The sequence below is a fragment of the Sinorhizobium sp. 22678 genome (assembly GCF_052044265.1).
Lineage (GTDB): Bacteria > Pseudomonadota > Alphaproteobacteria > Rhizobiales > Rhizobiaceae > Sinorhizobium > Sinorhizobium meliloti_A.
Genome location: NZ_JBQEMS010000019.1, coordinates 55,230 through 71,894, shown reverse-complemented (window position 1 = coordinate 71,894; position 16,665 = coordinate 55,230). Strand labels below are relative to the sequence as shown.

Sequence of the window (16,665 nt, the reverse complement as noted above, 5' to 3'; positions counted from 1 at the left end):
GCTCGCTTCAAACCACCGTACTGATGGCAAGCGCCTTGAACTCTTCCGTCTGCTTGCGGATCGCCGCCTCGGCAGGCAGGCGTTCCATGGAACTTGCGCCATAAAAGCCATTGCAGCCTGGGCAACGATCCAGGATGTACCCTGCGTCCTCCGGCATCGAAATCGGCCCCCCGTGGCAGAGCACAATGACGTCCTTGCGTACCGAGCGCGCGGCCGCCGCTATCGCGTCGATTTCGCTCGCGCAGTCGTCGAGCGAGATCGCGGAAGTGGCGCCGATCGCACCTCCCGTGGTAACGCCCATATGAGCGACAACGACGTCTGCACCCGCCTTCGTCATCGCGATCGCTTCTTCCTCGTTGAAGACATAGGGTGTCGTCAGCAGGTCGAGCCGGTGGGCCTCGGCGATCATGTCCACCTCGAGACCATAGCCCATCCCCGTCTCCTCAAAGCTCCGCCGCATCCGTCCATCGAAGAGGCCGATGGTGGGGAAATTCTGTACGCCGGAAAAGCCCATGGCCTTCAGTTCCGCGAGAAACTGGGGCATGAAAACGAATGGGTCGGTACCATTGACGCCGGCGAGTACCGGTGTCGCCCTGACGACCGGCAGCACCTCCAAGGCCATTTCCTTCACGATCTCATTGGCATTTCCATAGGCGAGCAGACCGGCCGCCGAGCCGCGGCCCGCCATTCGGTAACGGCCGGAGTTATAGATGATGATGAGGTCGATGCCCCCGGCCTCCTCGGCCTTGGCCGAAATCCCCGTTCCGGCCCCACCTCCGATGATCGGCTTGCCGGCGGCGATCATGCCGTGGAACTTTTCAAGAATGGTCTTGCGGGGGATTAGTGGCATCGGTGTCTCTTTCAGAGTTGGCAATGTCTCGGTACGCGGCGACTGCGGCCTCGGCGAACTGCGGATCGTTGATGTGGAGCGGAAGGCGTTCGATGCGGCGCCGGTCATTTGTATCGACGGTGGCTTCCAATGCCTCGAAGAGCGCCGCATCCGCCCCAGGATCGAAGAAGGCGCCGCCCTCGATATCCAGTGCCGACACGCCTCGCTCCGGGATGAGGAACCGGAGAGGTCCGCTGCAGAGGTTCAGCTTTGCGCCAATCCACCTTCCGATCGCTGCGCATTCCTCCGGAGTCGTGCGCATGAGCGTGACGTTTGGATTGTGGCGGTACAAGAGCCGGCCGGAATATCGCTCCGGCACCGTCTCTGGCGCCCAGAAATTGACCATATCCAAAGCCCCGACGGAGCCAACATAGGGCAATTCGGTGCGCGCAATTGCGCCGAAACGATCCTCGGTCGCCGGCAACACGCCGCCGAAGAGAAGATCGCACACCTCCGTCGTCGTGATGTCGAGCACACCCGATAGAAGCCCGCTGTCCGCAAGCTTCTCCATTGCTCGTCCACCGGTGCCTGTAGCGTGGAAAACCAAACAGTCCTGGTCGGCCTTCAGTCGTTCAACGATGGCAGTCACACAGGGCGTCGTCACGCCGAACATGGTCAGGCCGAGAGCGGGCTTCGCGGCCGTTTCGTCTGCCGGCCTGTTCGCCATGGCGGTAATCGCCTCTGCCGCATTTTTTAAGATCACGCGGCTCACGCGGTTGAGCCCGGCCATGTCGGTAACCGACGGCATCATGATGATGTCTGAGACGTCAACATAAGGTGCCACGTCGCCGGACGCGAGCGTCGAGACCATGACCTTCGGTAGCCCGAGCGGCAGCCTGCGCATGCCGGCGGTGATGATCGACGTCCCGCCGCCGCCACCCATGCCCACCACGCCGGCGACGTCGTCCCTGGCGGGAAGGAACCTCGCAAAGGCCTCGCCCATCGCAGCGATCGCTGTTCCCCGGTCGTGGCCGGAAAGCACCGCGGCGACACCGCCCGGATGGGCCGCGGCCACGGTTTCGGCGGAAATGTCCACCATAACCTTGGGCCGACGCGTGCCGACATCGACCAAAACAGGCTGGCCGCCCGCGGCCTCGACGCAGGACGCAAGATAAACGAGTTCCTCCCCCTTCGTGTCGGCCGTGCCGACGACGTAGATGCGCTTCATCTCTCCTCCCCGGCGACCCTGGCCCTCCTCTGCCTTGAAGGCCGCCTTATTCCGACCGGTTTGTCGGCACTTGCAAAATTATGAGATGCGCGTATCGTAAAGATATGGATGTCTCACGTCAACACAGCGAATTCGCCGCACGCGCTGAACGCGGTCCCCGAGCCCGCACACGCAAACTCATGTTGGATACCGCCACACGGTTGATGCAGTCCGGTATAACTCCCTCGGTGAGTGAGGTGGCGGAAGCCGCCGGAGTTTCGCGCGCCACTGCCTACCGATACTTTCCGAGCCAGGCGGCGCTGGTTCATGCGGTGGTGCACGAGGCGCTCGGCCCGATCCTCGACTGGAGATCCGAGGCGCCCGATACGCTCACCCGCGTTGGCGATCTGCTCGCAACTGCCATGCCGCGCATCGACGAGTTCGAAGCGACGTTCAAGGCTGCACTGAAGCTCTCGCTCGATCAGTGGGCGCAGCGGCAGGCAGGCACGCTTGGTAACGAACCACAGCTCACGCGAGGGCACCGCGTCGAGCTCCTTCGACAAGTCACCGTGCCACTCGAGGGCAAGGTGCCGGCTGAGGCCCGCGAGCAGTTGGCTCAGGCGCTCTCGCTTGTTTTCGGTGTCGAGGTGCTGGTCGTGCTTAAGGATATTTGGGGCCTCTCGTCCGAACGTGCGCAAGCGGTTGCAGAATGGGCGGCGGCAGCCTTGGTCGAGGCGGCGGTCCGGGATGCGCAATCCGCGACATGATCTCGCGCATTCTCGTTGACTCGAGAAACTGGTTTGACCAATTTAGATAATGCGCGTGCATGACGACTTATGGACAACTCATTCCTGGTTGAACTGGGGTAAGGCATGCAGGTTAAATTCCATAACAAGTCCGGCAGTGGGAGCGGTGGCCTGCGGCAATGACGAAGAAACAGTAACCTTGACGCTCGTTAGCTTTGGTACTACCAGATTGGCGCTGCATTCGCTTGGGCTTGATCTGTCCCAGGCCGCAAGGGTCGGAGGAGGACCCGCCGCAGAAACGCCAATCAGGAGGATTTGACAGACGAACCGCCGTGGAAAAGGCGGGGCGGGATACACAAAAGGGGAGGAATATTATGCGCAAGACAGTGGCCGGTCTGGTGGCTGGTATCAGCTTTATGTTCGCCTGCGGGACTTCCGCGCAATCACAAGAACTGACGATTTTCTGGGCCGAATGGGACCCGGCAAACTATCTCCAGGAGCTTGTTAACGAATACGAGGCCGAGACCGGCGTGAAGGTCACGGTCGAAACGACCCCATGGGCGGACTTTCAAACGAAGGCCTTTACCGAATTCAACGCCAAGGGCTCGGCCTATGACATGGTCGTCGGCGACTCACAGTGGATCGGCGCCGCATCCGAGGCCGGCCACTACGTCGATCTCACCGAGTTCTTCAACCAGCACAAGCTAAACGAGGTGATGGCTCCCGCCACGGTGAAGTACTACTCGGAGTATCCTGCGAACTCCGGCAAGTACTGGTCGATCCCCGCCGAGGGTGACGCTGTCGGGTGGTCATACCGCAAGGATTGGTTCGAGGACCCGAAGGAGATGGAAGCCTTCAAGGCGAAGTATGGCTATGACCTCGCTCCGCCCAAGGACTGGAAGCAGTTGCGCGACATCGCCGAGTTCTTCCATCGTCCGGACCAGAAGCGCTACGGCATCGCGATCTACACCGACAACTCCTATGACGGCCTCGTTATGGGCGTGGAGAACGCCATCTTCTCTTTCGGAGGAGAACTCGGAGACTACAGCACCTACAAGGTCGACGGGATCATCAATTCGGAGAAGAACGTCAAGGCTCTGGAAGCCTACCGCGAGCTTTACGGTTTTACGCCCCCGGGCTGGGCAAAGTCCTTCTTCGTCGAGAACAACCAGGCGATCACCGAAAATCTGGCGGCGATGAGCATGAACTATTTCGCCTTCTTCCCGGCCCTGGTCAATGAAGCATCAAACCCGAACGCGAAGGTCACCGGCTTCTTTGCCAACCCGGCCGGCCCGGAGGGCGACCAGTACGCCGCGCTCGGCGGCCAGGGCATCTCCATCGTCTCCTATTCGGAAAACAAGGAAGAGGCGGTGAAGTTCCTTGAGTGGTTCGTCAAGGACGAGACACAGAAGCGCTGGGCCGAGCTCGGCGGTTACACGGCAAGCGCTAAGGTATTGGAGTCCGAAGAGTTCCAAAACGCGACGCCCTACAACAAGGCCTTCTACGAGACCATGTTCAGAGTGAAGGACTTCTGGGCAACGCCGGAATATGCCGAGCTGCTGATCCAGATGAACCAACGCATTTATCCCTATGTGACGGCGGGCCAGGGTACAGCAAAGGAGGCGCTCGACGCTCTCGCCAAGGACTGGAACGCGACCTTCAAGAAGTACGGCCGCCAATAAGTAAGACACTGCGGGAGGGTGCCCGGCTCCCTCCCGTTCAACTTGGCACCGGACAGGGCTCGCACCGGACGCGGCGACGCGCTCAGGCAATACGCGACAGATGGAACAAGTGCGCCCGGCGTCGGGCTCTGGGAGGAGGAGCACATTGGCCACCGTGGTTATGACATCGCTGGATTCGAAGTCGCGCGCGGCTTCGCGCGGCCTGAGCGACATCAAAATTCGCAATCTTTTCATTATTCCGACGATCCTGTTCCTGATCGTCTTCAACATCTTCCCGTTGATCTATTCGCTCGGCTATTCTTTCACCGACTTTCGTGCTTCGACGAACGCGCCGGCCACCTTCGTCGGCCTGCAGAACTACCGGGAACTGTTAAACGACCCCTTCATCTGGGCGAACTTCGCCATTACGGCGAAATACGTGATCGTGTCGGTTACCGGTCAGGTTGTCGTCGGTTTCGGCACGGCGATGCTGCTCAACCGTGAAATCCCCTTCAAGGGTCTCATCACGACACTGCTTCTGCTGCCGATGATGTTGTCGATGGCGGTGGTCGGGCTCTTCTGGAAACTACTCTACGATCCTTCCTTCGGCATCATCAACTACGCGCTCGGCCTCGGCTCTTTTGAGTGGCTGGCGAATCCCGAAATGGCACTCTACGCCGTCGCAATCACCGACATCTGGATGTGGTCACCCTTCGTGATGTTGCTCTCGCTCGCAGGTCTCTCGGCCGTACCGGGGCACCTTTACGAGGCGGCTGCCATTGACCGAGCGGGACCGTTCTACACGTTCTTCCGTATCACTCTGCCGCTCGTTGCGCCGATACTCATGATCGCAATCATCTTTCGCACGATGGAGGCTTTCAAGACTTTCGATCTCGCCTATATTCTCACCAGCCAACCGACCACGGAGGTGATCTCGATCCGCCTCTACAAGATGGCGTTTCAGGAATGGCAGACCGGGCGGTCCTGCGCACTCGCCTACATCGTGCTGATCATGGTGCTCGCGATCACCAACATTTACGTCAAATATCTCAACAGGGTGAAGGAGCGCTGAGATGGCGGCTGTCCAAACTCGCTCCGAGCGCGCGCTGAACCGGGTAGCGATCGCCGCCGTGCTCGTAATCACGCTGCTGTTCCTCGCACCGATCTATTGGATTACGTCTACGGCCTTCAAACCGCGCAACCTCGCGACTACCATCCCTCCGACGGTCATCTTCGAGCCAGAGATCTCGCCGTTCGTCAAGCTCTTCACCAAGCGCTCTCAATTGCGGTCAGCACCGGAGCCCGAAGACTATGCTGCCGCTCCCTGGTGGGAACGGCTGGTCTTCGACGGGGGGGAAAAGGTCGTGCGTTCGGGACGCGGTGAGGTGCAGTTATCCGGCTACCCCAACCGCTTCATGAATTCGCTCATCGTGGCGATCACCTCTACGGTGCTCGCCGTCGGAATGGGCACCTTCACGGCCTACGGCTTCTCGCGTTTCAAAGTGAAGGGCGAAGCGGACCTGTTGTTCTTCATTTTATCGACACGCATGCTGCCGCCCGTGGTCGTGGCGATCCCCATGTTCCTGATGTACCGGGCTGTCGGGCTGAACGACACTCACTGGGGTCTTATCATCCTCTACACCGCCTTCAATCTGTCCTTCTCGGTCTGGCTGATGAAGGGCTTCATCGACGAGATTCCGAAGGAATACGAGGAAGCGGCGCTCGTCGACGGCTACACGCGCTTGGAAGCCTTCTTCAAGATTGTGCTGCCAGAGGCCGCCACAGGGATTGCCGCGACCGCCGTCTTTTGCTTCATCACAGCGTGGAATGAATATGCTTTGGCGCTGATCATGACGAACCGGCGCGCGCAAACGGCACCGCCCTTCATCCCAAGCCAGGTCGGCTCTGGCCTTCCGGATTGGACCGTCATCGCCGCAGGTACCTTCCTGTTCCTGCTACCGGTCGCAATCTTCACCTTCCTGCTCAGGAACCATCTCCTGCGCGGCATGAGCTTCGGAGCGATCCGCAAATGACGTTTCGTGCCATAAATCAGAAGTATCTGGCGCCAGGCGCGCAGCTCCTGATGATATTCGGGATCATCGCGCTGTGCCAGCCGTGGAACCTGTTCCTTCATCGCTATGGACTGACAATGACGTTAGTTGGGCTGATCGCCTTCATGATCACGTCGAAGGTCCCGCCGGAACAGAAAGCTGACGAGAGCAGGCCATGACGCAGATTGAATTACGTGGGATTGAGAAGCACTTTGGTGCCGTTCAGGTCATCAAGGACCTCAATCTCACCATCGCCGACAACGAGTTCATTGTTCTGCTTGGCCAGTCCGGCTGCGGCAAGACGACCACTCTACGCGCGATTGCCGGGCTCGAAACGATCGATGAAGGCGACATCCTCATAGACGGTCAGCCGGTGCAGCACATAAAGGCGTCGCACCGAGACATCGCCTTTGTGTTCCAGTCCTTCTCGCTCTACCCGCACATGACGGTCTTCGAGAACATCGCCTTCCCGCTCCGCGCCACGCGCAGCAACCCTACGGATATCGAGCGCGAGGTTCAGGCGGTTGCAAAAACGCTCCAGATCACCCATCTGCTCACCAAAAAGCCCTCCGCTCTTTCCGGCGGCGACATGCAGCGCGTGGCGATCGGTCGGGCACTCGTCCGGCGTCCCAAGGCAATGCTTATGGATGAGCCGATCGGCGCGCTTGACGCGAAGCTCCGCGAAGAGATGCGCGCTGAAATCAAGCGACTTCACATCAAACAGGGCTCGACAACCATCTACGTCACCCACGACCAGGTCGAGGCGATGTCCCTCGCCGACCGCATTGTCGTTATGCACGAAGGTGTGCTGCAGCAAGTCGGCAGCCCTCATGAGGTCTACGCTCGTCCTGCCAACATGTTCGTCGCGCAGTTTGTCGGGAGTCCGGTAATGAACATGTCTGACGTGACGGTTTCCGAGGACGCGGGGCATGCGCGCCTCGTGGTGGAAGGTACTCCAACGTACTTCGATTTTCCGTCGAGTCTCACGGCCCAGCTCGCCGTCGCTGGGGCTCGAAACGGAAATCTCACCCTCGGCGTACGACCTGAAGGGGTTCTCGTGTCGAGGGAAGCACGTGAGGGCTTCGTGCCCGTCGAGGCACATATCATCGAACCGCTCGGCTCGCATGACATCATAGACCTGCGGGTTGGCGATCAGATGCTGCGCGCGCGGACCAAAAGTGGTTTCGTACCCCGACCCGGCGAGGCCATCTGGGCTCGAATAGATCCGGCTCAGGCGCATTTCTTCGACAGCTCGACTGGCACATCTTTCGGGATCAGGCTCTGATGGCGCATATCGAACTCAAAGGCATCACCAAGACCTTCGGTACCCACACCGCCCTGAGGGATCTCAGTTTCGAAATTGCCGACGGAGAGTTTTTCGTGCTGCTCGGCGAGACGGGCGCCGGCAAGACGACGACCCTCAGGCTGATTGCCGGGCTCGAAAAGCCGACGGGCGGACAGATCTTCATCGACGGTGAGGACGTCGCCGACTGGGGCGCCGCCGAGCGCGACGTGGCGCTTGTGCTGCAGCAGTATTCGCTCTATCCGCGCTATACCGTCCGCGAGAATCTCGAATTTCCGCTGAAATCTCGCATCCGGCGTGTCGAACCGGTCGAAATCAAGGAGCGTGTCGCCCGTGTCGCGAGGACGCTCCGAATTGAGGATCTGCTCGACCGAAAGACGGACCGCCTATCGGGTGGCGAGATGCAGCGCGTATCGATCGGCCGAGCCATCGTGCGCAAACCGCGCGTCTTTCTGATGGACGAGCCCCTTTCCGCCCTCGACGCCAAACTGCGCGAGGCGCTGCGCACTGAACTCAAGAATCTTCAGATGAATCTCGGCGCGACCTTTCTCTTCGTCACCCACGATCAGATCGAAGCCATGTCGATGGGCGACAAGATCGGCGTACTCAACAACGGCCAGCTCGTTCAGACAGGCACCCCACAGGAAATCTATCGCAATCCAGTCAACACGTTCGTTGCACGTGCAGTCGGATCGCCGCCGATGAACCTGATCTCCGGCAAGCTCGCGGCCAGCGAGGCTATCGCGGACGAAGGCTACCGCTTGCCTTTTGACGCCGCGCTAGGCGCTGCGCTCGACGGACGGCCCCTGACCTTCGGCATCCGCCCTGAGGATCTTTTTCTCGAAAGCGGCGCACCCGGCGAGGCCCGCGTGCACGACGTCGAGAACCATGGCGTCGAAAAGATCATCACGCTTCGTACAGGCAACCACTTCTTGCAAGCGACGGTGCCAGCTCAGACCGACCTCGAGATCGAGGAGTCTGTTCGCTTCTCCTGGAATGCGGAAAAGGTCGTGCTCTTCGACGGCGGAAGCGGGATGAGCCTGCGCCATCCTGGCCGAGGCGTCATTGACGACAAAAAACCGAGTCCATCCTGGACGTGACTTCCCGCCCGTCTGCCCGTCATTCACATAACCACCAGGACGCGTCCATCGGAATGGGCGAAGCCCTACGCAGGGAACCGCCGCCTGTATTGTTCCACGACCTCAGGGTTGCGGAGATTAACGGGCAATCCCCCTTCCATGACGCGGATAGCTTCGGCCGCAGCTCCTATTCCCATGCGCATCATGCTTTGGTCGGTGATGCCGGCGAGATGAGGCGTCACGATCACATTGTCCAGCCGGAAGTAGGGATGCTCGGACGGGAGAGGCTGTGTAGAGAACACGTCAAGGGCAGCGCCGCCGATACGCCCCATCTCGAGCGCCTCGATCAACGCACCATCATCCACGACCGGACCGCGCGACACGTTGACGAGGATCGCGCCCGGCTTCATGCGCGCAATTCGCTCGCGGCTTAGAAGCCCGGTCGTCTCGGGCGTGAGCGGGCAACAGAGAACGACAATATCAACCGTCGAAACCAGATCGTCGACTGAGAGAAACCTGACACCGTTCGGCAGGCTTTCCGGCGAGCGGCTGTTCGCAACGACCTCCAGCTGGAACCCGTACTTCGCGATCCGGAAGACCGCCTTTCCCACATTGCCCATACCGATGACGCCCATGATGCGGCCAGCGAGATCAAGTGCTCGGTCGCAGTGGGCTCGCCCAGCACTCCAACCCATGTTTCTTAAATCGCGGTCCATAGGACGGAACTGGCGCAGCAACGCAAGCGTCACCATGAAGACGTGCTCCGCAACGGTCGGTGCGTTGACGGCCGGCACGTTGGCGATAAGCACACCGGCGGCCGTGGCCGCGTCATAGGGAATCATGTCGAGCCCCGCACCGTGCCGGACTACGGCGCGCAGGGCCGGTACATTTCCGAAGAAGGCCGGCGGTATCGGCGCGCGCACGATGACAATCTCCGCGCCCTCACCTTCACGAAGCAACGTCTCTGGATCGGGGGCGGACGCGACGCGGAGATCACCCGCCGCCTTCAGCATAGCTTCGGCGTCGGGGTGCAGGCGATGGGTCGAGAAAATGAAACTCATCGTCCTCCTCATTGCCGACCGGGGACTACTCCGCGGCTGTCGCAGGCCCGCCGATGAGGCCCTTCCAATAACTTTCCGCGCCCTGAAGATGCGCGTTCATCAAAGCTTGGGCGAGATTGCCATCGCGCTCGAGCAGCGCCTCGTAGATACGGATATGTTCTTCATGCGAGCGGCGGCTGCGAGCGATATCAGCGAAGTAGATAGGCAATCGCTGTTCGCCCATCGTGTAATAGACGCTGCAGATCCGGTGGAACACGCTGTTCTTCGTCGCCCGCACGATCTCCAGATGAAAGTCCCTGTCTTCGCGCGCGAGGCCCTCGCCTGCAGCGATCTTCGCCTCGGAAGCGGCGAGAATTTCGCGCAGCCGTTCGTAGTTCTCCTCCGTCGCCCGCGCGCAGGCGAGCTCCGCAGCCTTGATTTCGTGGATCTTGCGGAGTTCCACCGTCTCGTAGATCACGATCGGGTCCAGTGGCACGCCAGCGCGCGCGAAGAGTGCTATGGCCTCGACACTCGCCTCCGTCGTCGTCAGATAGATACCCGACTTTGGCCGACGCTCCACAATGCGCATGGCTTCCAGGATTGCCAGAGCCTCCCGAAGCTGCCCCCGGCTGACGGCGAAGTGCTCGGCGAGCTCCCGCTCCGAGGGTGTTCGCCCACTGCCGCTCGAAGTTGAAAATAGATGGGCCGCCAAGTCCGAAAGCAGATTGTTTTCTTTCATGATCACAGTCTTTGCGCATAAGTCTCCAGGACGCGCTCCTTTATCGTAAACCCCAAGCCGGGTTTATCGGGAATCTCTAGCATCCCGTCTCTCACGGCGACAGTCTCCTCGACGAGGTCGTGGATCATCGGATTTGCGCCGACCGAGTATTCGATGACGAAGCTTGCCGGGGAGGCCGCGCAGATGTGCAGACCAGCGAAGAAGCACGGAGCACCGGCCCACAAGTGCGGGGCAAGACGGAGGTTGAAGGCACTGGCGATCGCGCCGATGCGCATGGCCTCCGTAATGCCACCGCAGAACGCCGGATCGGGCTGGAAAATATCGGCTGATCGCAGCACCGCAAGGTCGCGGAAAGCGAAGCGAGTGGCCTCGCTCTCGCCGGCTGCGATCGGCACGTTTCCAGCGGCGCGCACTTCCGCCATGCCGGCCTTATCGTCTGCGATCACCGGCTCCTCGAACCAGGCAAGATCGCAATCCCGGACAAGCTGGATGAAACGTTTCGCGTCGGCAACCGTATAGGTGCCATGCGCATCGACCATGATATCCACCGAGAAGCCAAGCGTCTTGCGGGCAGCACGCACGCGGGCCGCCGAGACATGCGGTGCGCGGTCCATCGCGCCGACCCTCATCTTGACCGCCTTGAAACCGCCACTGGCAAGGTAGGACTCCAGTTGGGCGCCGATCTTTTCGGCACTTTCCCACCCGCCGGAAGCATATGCAGGCAGCCGATCCGCTTTACGTCCGCCGAGCAGCTTCCATACCGGCACGCCCAGCGATTTGCCAAGGATGTCCCACAATGCGATGTCGACGGCACTGATCGCGGCAACCGAGAGGCCCCGGCGTGAGAGCTCCGGCATAGCATGACCTGACACGGCCGCCGTCTCGTGGCGCACGCCATTGTAGAGCATCTCCCAGATGGCGGAGATATCGGCGGCGTCGCGACCGACGAGCCTCGGACCCACCTCATAGTTGAGCATGTGCACGAGGGTGCCGTAAGTACCCGCGCTGCCCGCAGCATTCTTGCCCTCGCCCCACCCCACGATTCCGTCATCTGTTTCTATGCGCAGGATCGCCGCGTCGAAGGTTGTCAGGCGACCAAAATCGCTGCGATGCTGCCGATTGGCTTCGATAGGTATGCGAACCCACCAGGCTTGGACGGTCTTGATACGCATTTCGCCTCCCAACCCCGCAGCACGCCGGCCGCAGGGCATACTCGGGACCCCTCCCTCACTTGATCAGCGGCAGGATGGTCTCTGCGGTGATCCGCATCTGGTCATCGTAGAACTTCTCGGTCAGCAAGCTCGATCCGTGGTCCTGAATGAATTTGAGCTGCTCCGGGGGGATATCGACCGGATTGCGCTCGACCATATCGCGGTATTTCGCCGCTGGCGTGCGGTCTACCGGAGCCACGAACTCATTGGTGAGCGCGCCGTCGTATCCGATCTCTTTCAAAGTGGCGACGATCTTCGGCCAGTCGAGATGACCGAGGCCCGCCGCAAAGCGGTTGTTGTCCGCCACATGGAAATCGAAAAGCCGGTTTCCGGCAAGCCTGATCGCGTCGTATATGTCCTCCTCCTCGATGTTGAGGTGAAAAGCATCGAGGCAAACGCCGCAATCGGGATCAACTGCGTCGGCTAGCGCGAGCGCTTGGGCAGCGCGGTTGAAGAGATAAGTCTCGAACCGGTTGAGCGGTTCAATCGCCAGCCGGATGCCCTTTCCCCGGGCGTGGGCGAAGCACTCCTTCGTCGCATCCACGACCCACTGCCATTCTTCCTCCTCGGTGCCATCCGGAACAACCTTGCCCACGGTCGCAGGTACAAGGGTGACGATCTCGCCTTCGAGCTCACTCACCATCGTTATAACACTCTTCACGTAATCCACCGACTTTGCTCGCTGGCCCTCATCCTTGGCTGCGAGGTTGCGCTCGCCGAGCGTTAGCGTCACCGCGCCCCAGCAGCGAATGCCGTGTTCTTTGAGCAGTGCGCGCGTGTCCTTGATGTCATACTGGGCCGGCTCGCCTGAAATCTCGATGCTCTCGTAGCCGTACTTCTTGATGCGTTTCAGCGTGACGGCGAGAGGCTCCGCCCGCATCCAGTTGTGCGTCGAAAGGTGCATAAACTCCTCCCAAAACCATCGTTACTGCCGCGGCACTCGAGGGTGCCGGGGCATCTCCTCCACCCCGACCGAGCCTATTCTGGTTTGGCCAATTATGCTTCGTAGAAGATCTATCCCAAATTACCTCTGCCGGCAAGCCGCTTGCGTAACCTCACATTTCTGGGCTTTCATACAAGTGCGCGGCGTATCGTAGCGCTTCTGTCCGAAATCATTGACGTTGCTAACTTGACCGGATCGCCGCTTTTGGTATTACCAGATTGCGATCGGCGTGGGCGGCGTTACCGCGGCAGTGAGAAACGGGAGGATGGAACCATGAAGATCGGTATGTGCATGTTTCTGTGGACGACGAGCGTCGGCCGGAAACATGAAAGGCTACTCCGGGACATCAGGGCGACCGGCTTCGACGGGGTAGAGATACCGATCTTCGAGGGCGCTCCGGACGAGTACCGCCGCCTCGGCGCATTGCTCGATCGCATAGGTCTGGAGCGCACCGCAGTGTCTGCCATGAGCGACCCTTCCATGAACCTGATTTCGCCTGACAATGCGACACGCAAGCGCGGCATCGCTTACATGCAATGGGCTATCGACTGCGCGGCCGCCCTCGGCGCGCACACGTTAAGCGGTCCACTGCATTCTACGCTCGGCCAGTTCTCCGGTACCGGGCCCACCGCCGCAGAACTGAGGCGGTCCATCTCCTCGCAGCGCACGATCGGCGATCATGCCGCTCAGCGCGGTGTCACCGTTGCGCTTGAGGCGCTGAACCGCTTCGAGTGTTATCTCGTCAACACAATGGACGACCTTGCTGCCCATATTGATGCGATCGGGCATCCGAATATTCGGGCCATGTACGACACCTTCCACAGCAATATCGAAGAAGCCGACCCCGTAGGGGCCTTCACCCGCAATGCGGACCGCATTGTTCATGTCCACATCTCGGAGAACGACCGCGGGGTGCCGGGCCGTGGCAACATTCCATGGCCGGAGACCTTCAAGGAAATCCGTGCGAGCGGCTATGACGGCTGGCTGACAATCGAGGCCTTCGGCCGCGCATTGAAAGACCTCGCGGCCGCAACCAAGGTCTGGCGCGATTTCTCCGAGACCCCCGAAGAGGTCTACCGGGATGGATACCGTCACATCCGGGACGGATGGGAGGCAGCGGCCTGACAGACCCGGCCTTCCGGACTACATCCTAGAAGCTCCAGTTGAAATAGCCTGTGTGGCGCCGCTCACCAACGCCTGGTTTTGCTAAGCTTGAGCCGGAGCTACCGGCATCTAAGCCCCCAACCCCTTCGCAACCATGCCATGGTGTCTTCAGGTGACCTCGAACCGCTCAAGCATTTTCTTGAGCTGCAGGTTCTGTCTCTGAAGTTGTTCGGCCAACAGCCGCTTAAGCCGCTTGTTTTCAGCATCAAGGGCGGCCACTTCGTCGAACGAGATCGGATCCGCGGCAGTCTTGGAATCCTCGAGTGCCGCCATTGAGCTATGCGTAGTCGCGTGGGTAGGGCGCCGGCCGACGCGCTTTCGAGGTGTGCGTTTTGATGTTGTTGTCGGCTGCGATGTCTGCTGGCTGTCCTGCACTTGCGCAACAGCTTCGGTAGCCGGGCAATCGGACTCATGCTGCTTCGCGAATTCAATTTCCGTACCGTCGGCCGACCCTGGCGCTGCTTGGTCAGAAATGTCATCGCCTGCGGGTTCGTTCGCGAAATTTCCAGTCACGGGAGCAGTTGGAGCCGCGTCATCTGCTTCAGGAGTTTCCGGTGCTTCATCTGACTTGAAAAGATGCGGCACCTTGTCTTCTACTTCGCGGGCCACTGCCTTAAGGTCAGTGTCCCCCCAGATGGAATTCGTCCGAGTTTTTGACTGTCGCCGCCCCGATTTGAATTCGACAACGAAACTCCGCTGTGGCGTTTTCATATACTCTCTCGATCCCTGAGTGCCTTAAAAAGAACAACGCCGATCGGCGCTACTGTTGGCGGACAAATACAGCTCCTCCCGGCACACTTCAACTGCCCGGCACCCGAAGCGGGCGCCGCGTCCTTCGCGTCGCCAACTTCGCAGCTTACGTGCGTGCCACTAGCCGTCCAAGGGGGCCATTTGCGGCCATGCCCGGTCTATCGAGAAATTATTTCCGGCGTACCGCAGGACCGGATGGCCGCTGAAGAACCAACGCCTGTAATTTTAAGTCAATCCAACTCAAGTCTTTTGCGCAGTTCGGCGTTTTCCGCCCGCAGCTTCTCCGCCAGTAGCTTGCGGAGCCTTTGGTTTTCCTCTTCGAGTTGGACAAGGTCTGCCAACTCATCGCCGGCCGGCACGGGCCTGGTGCCCTTAATACCCTTAGTGTCGTTTTGCTTGACGGCCTTCGCAGCGCCTTTCCAATGATAGTAGGTTTGCTCCGATATGCCGGCGCTCTTGATAGCGTCTTTGAGGGTACTGTTGCCTTGGACTTGCGTCTCAATCAGCTTGAGCTTCTCGCTCTTCTCCTGTTCGCTATACCTCCTGGGTCTCGCGGCCAACGCCTTGGATGAAGCTTGCACTGGTTCGGCAGCCGTCTTTGGACGCCGTGCCGACCTCTGCTTCTTGGTCGTCGGTGCTTTCACTTCTGCGTTCGCCGCTTCAGTTGCAGCAATCTGTCCCGTGTTACTTTCGTCAGCCATCAACAATTTCCTCCTGTGGTCATTGCCTGTTTTCTGCTGAGAGCACCACAGAGTCAACTCAAGCAAAAGAGTTCTGCTTTACGGATGGTTGATATTGGGCTCATGCCTGCAGTGTGTCGATCAACGGCGAGTAAAGGCTACGAGCTGTCGTCTCAATGACGTGACTCGGAGCGTCGTTACGCTCACGAAACATCGAAGCGCTCGAGCATCTTCTTGAGCTGAACGTTCTGCAGACGAAGCTTTTGAGCGAGCTGACTCCTCAGCATTTTGATTTCTGCATCGAGTGTTGCCACTTCATCAAAGAACAGATCCCGTGAAGACGGGAGTTGCATGCTTCGACGATCCGGTGCGGTGACAGGGGTCTGTGCAGCCACCTGCGCATTGGCTTTCTCCCCACGTTCTCGTCGTTTAATCCGTGCTTTCGTTTGCGACTTTGTGCTTACCGCGTATTTTCGTACCAACGAAGGCTCTTCGCCAACCGTATTGTCAGCTTCACGACGCGCCGGTGCGTGAGCTTGTGCATCATCGATCGGCGGTCTTATTATCTGCGCAACACTGTCACCACCTTTCGCCTCATCGGATGCACTCGAATCTTGATCAACTAGATTCGAACTGGGTAGAAGTGCGGACACATGTTCCACTTCGCTCTCGAGGACCTTGGGATCGGTGTCATTGCCAGTCGAACTGTCCTGCGCTTTTGCCGACGCTCGACGCGACGTCAGTTGGGCAATGAATTTCCATGGTGATTTCATAGTGATCCAACCTTGAGCACGCCGGACGGTGATCCTGCTGCCGCTGTCCCTTCCTCACGCCTTTCGAGACTGCACCGCCATCGCGGTAACGAGCCTACGCAAACTGCTTGCCGTGGCATGCTCGTCAATGCCATGCCGATCAGGCCTTGTATCGATGAAACGCCGTCAGCCTTTTTAGGGGTGGGTCGCCTCTTCCCATTGATCTCCGATTTGAGGAAGCGAGCTCCGCGGCACGCTGCTCCTCGTCGATTTCAATCCACCACGATTTCGGGCGTCCGTCGCCATCCGACCAGCGATATCCCCAAGCTTTAGATGATTTTTCATGTCGAACCGGCTGTGTTCGGCGAAGATGCGCACGCGCGAGCGCTGACTTGTCTTGAGAAGCACGCGATAGTTGCCGCTCTCCTCCGGCAACTGGGCCATGCTCTCGTCACCGAGCCGACTCCGCTCCCGCAGCTTCAGAGGCGGGGCAGCTTCACAAATCCATCA

The 16,665-nt window shown here is 59.8% G+C and carries 17 protein-coding genes and 1 pseudogene; 8 read left to right on the top strand and 10 right to left on the bottom strand.

The features are described 5' to 3' along the window. Positions 1 to 7: 7 nt before the first annotated feature. A complete protein-coding gene (locus ACTJKL_RS24025) occupies positions 8 to 850 on the bottom strand; it encodes a phosphoenolpyruvate hydrolase family protein (RefSeq protein WP_440853996.1) in 843 nt (280 codons plus the stop codon). After that, entirely contained in the window at positions 819 to 2,057 is a 1,239-nt protein-coding gene (locus ACTJKL_RS24020) for a Tm-1-like ATP-binding domain-containing protein (RefSeq protein WP_411934248.1), read from the bottom strand. The genes ACTJKL_RS24025 and ACTJKL_RS24020 overlap by 32 nt, the downstream gene beginning before the upstream one ends. A gap of 104 nt (positions 2,058 to 2,161) precedes the next feature. On the opposite strand from ACTJKL_RS24020, the gene ACTJKL_RS24015 reads away from it, so the two are divergent. The 7 genes from ACTJKL_RS24015 (at position 2,162) to ACTJKL_RS23985 (ending at position 8,897) form a co-directional block, all read left to right on the top strand. Beyond that, complete coding sequence (locus ACTJKL_RS24015) at positions 2,162 to 2,803, top strand: TetR/AcrR family transcriptional regulator (protein WP_440853995.1); 642 nt, start codon at positions 2,162 to 2,164, stop codon at positions 2,801 to 2,803. A gap of 353 nt (positions 2,804 to 3,156) precedes the next feature. Further along, on the top strand, positions 3,157 to 4,464 hold the full coding sequence (locus ACTJKL_RS24010; RefSeq protein WP_440853994.1) for an ABC transporter substrate-binding protein: 1,308 nt from the start codon (positions 3,157 to 3,159) through the stop codon (positions 4,462 to 4,464). A 145-nt stretch (positions 4,465 to 4,609) separates the two neighbouring features. Continuing rightward, positions 4,610 to 5,515: a carbohydrate ABC transporter permease gene (locus tag ACTJKL_RS24005; protein WP_440853993.1), complete on the top strand. Its 906-nt coding sequence runs from the start codon at positions 4,610 to 4,612 to the stop codon at positions 5,513 to 5,515. Between the two features lies 1 nt (position 5,516). Further along, complete coding sequence (locus ACTJKL_RS24000; RefSeq protein WP_440853992.1) at positions 5,517 to 6,476, top strand: carbohydrate ABC transporter permease; 960 nt, start codon at positions 5,517 to 5,519, stop codon at positions 6,474 to 6,476. Next, a complete protein-coding gene (locus ACTJKL_RS23995; protein ID WP_018098160.1) occupies positions 6,473 to 6,673 on the top strand; it encodes a hypothetical protein in 201 nt (66 codons plus the stop codon). Before ACTJKL_RS24000 ends, ACTJKL_RS23995 begins: the two co-directional genes overlap by 4 nt. Beyond that, positions 6,670 to 7,779, top strand: coding sequence for an ABC transporter ATP-binding protein (locus ACTJKL_RS23990; protein WP_440853991.1), 1,110 nt, complete (start codon positions 6,670 to 6,672; stop codon positions 7,777 to 7,779). The genes ACTJKL_RS23995 and ACTJKL_RS23990 overlap by 4 nt, the downstream gene beginning before the upstream one ends. Further along, a complete protein-coding gene (locus ACTJKL_RS23985) occupies positions 7,779 to 8,897 on the top strand; it encodes an ABC transporter ATP-binding protein (protein WP_440853990.1) in 1,119 nt (372 codons plus the stop codon). Before ACTJKL_RS23990 ends, ACTJKL_RS23985 begins: the two co-directional genes overlap by 1 nt. Before the next feature lie 65 nt (positions 8,898 to 8,962). Here ACTJKL_RS23985 and ACTJKL_RS23980 read toward each other — a convergent pair whose 3' ends face one another. Genes ACTJKL_RS23980 through ACTJKL_RS23965 form a run of 4 tightly spaced genes read right to left on the bottom strand, consistent with a single transcriptional unit; the run spans position 8,963 to position 12,770 of the window. Next, on the bottom strand, positions 8,963 to 9,937 hold the full coding sequence (locus ACTJKL_RS23980; protein ID WP_440853989.1) for an NAD(P)-dependent oxidoreductase: 975 nt from the start codon (positions 9,935 to 9,937) through the stop codon (positions 8,963 to 8,965). A 25-nt stretch (positions 9,938 to 9,962) separates the two neighbouring features. Then, positions 9,963 to 10,655 carry a FadR/GntR family transcriptional regulator gene (locus tag ACTJKL_RS23975; RefSeq protein ID WP_440853988.1) on the bottom strand — a complete coding sequence of 231 codons (693 nt, stop codon included), beginning with the start codon at positions 10,653 to 10,655 and terminating at the stop codon, positions 9,963 to 9,965. Between the two features lie 2 nt (positions 10,656 to 10,657). After that, on the bottom strand, positions 10,658 to 11,827 hold the full coding sequence (locus ACTJKL_RS23970; RefSeq protein WP_440853987.1) for a mandelate racemase/muconate lactonizing enzyme family protein: 1,170 nt from the start codon (positions 11,825 to 11,827) through the stop codon (positions 10,658 to 10,660). A 55-nt stretch (positions 11,828 to 11,882) separates the two neighbouring features. Further along, on the bottom strand, positions 11,883 to 12,770 hold the full coding sequence (locus tag ACTJKL_RS23965; protein ID WP_440853986.1) for a sugar phosphate isomerase/epimerase family protein: 888 nt from the start codon (positions 12,768 to 12,770) through the stop codon (positions 11,883 to 11,885). Positions 12,771 to 13,082: 312 nt separating this feature from the next. Between ACTJKL_RS23965 and ACTJKL_RS23960 the strand changes: the two genes are divergently transcribed. After that, the gene (locus ACTJKL_RS23960; protein WP_437412512.1) at positions 13,083 to 13,934 is read left to right on the top strand and encodes a sugar phosphate isomerase/epimerase family protein; all 852 of its coding nucleotides are present in this window, start codon (positions 13,083 to 13,085) and stop codon (positions 13,932 to 13,934) included. Positions 13,935 to 14,081: 147 nt separating this feature from the next. On the opposite strand, the gene ACTJKL_RS23955 is transcribed toward ACTJKL_RS23960, so the two are convergent. From ACTJKL_RS23955 to ACTJKL_RS23940, 4 genes and pseudogenes are all read right to left on the bottom strand, one after another. After that, positions 14,082 to 14,684, bottom strand: coding sequence for a hypothetical protein (locus ACTJKL_RS23955; protein WP_440853985.1), 603 nt, complete (start codon positions 14,682 to 14,684; stop codon positions 14,082 to 14,084). Positions 14,685 to 14,953: 269 nt separating this feature from the next. Further along, positions 14,954 to 15,424 carry a transposase gene (locus ACTJKL_RS23950; protein ID WP_018098169.1) on the bottom strand — a complete coding sequence of 157 codons (471 nt, stop codon included), beginning with the start codon at positions 15,422 to 15,424 and terminating at the stop codon, positions 14,954 to 14,956. Between the two features lie 182 nt (positions 15,425 to 15,606). Further along, the gene (locus ACTJKL_RS23945; protein ID WP_440853984.1) at positions 15,607 to 16,176 is read right to left on the bottom strand and encodes a hypothetical protein; all 570 of its coding nucleotides are present in this window, start codon (positions 16,174 to 16,176) and stop codon (positions 15,607 to 15,609) included. Positions 16,177 to 16,315: 139 nt separating this feature from the next. Then, positions 16,316 to 16,560 (bottom strand): annotated as a pseudogene (locus ACTJKL_RS23940) (3'-5' exonuclease); the annotation flags it as partial. Between the last annotated feature and the right edge of the window lie 105 nt (positions 16,561 to 16,665).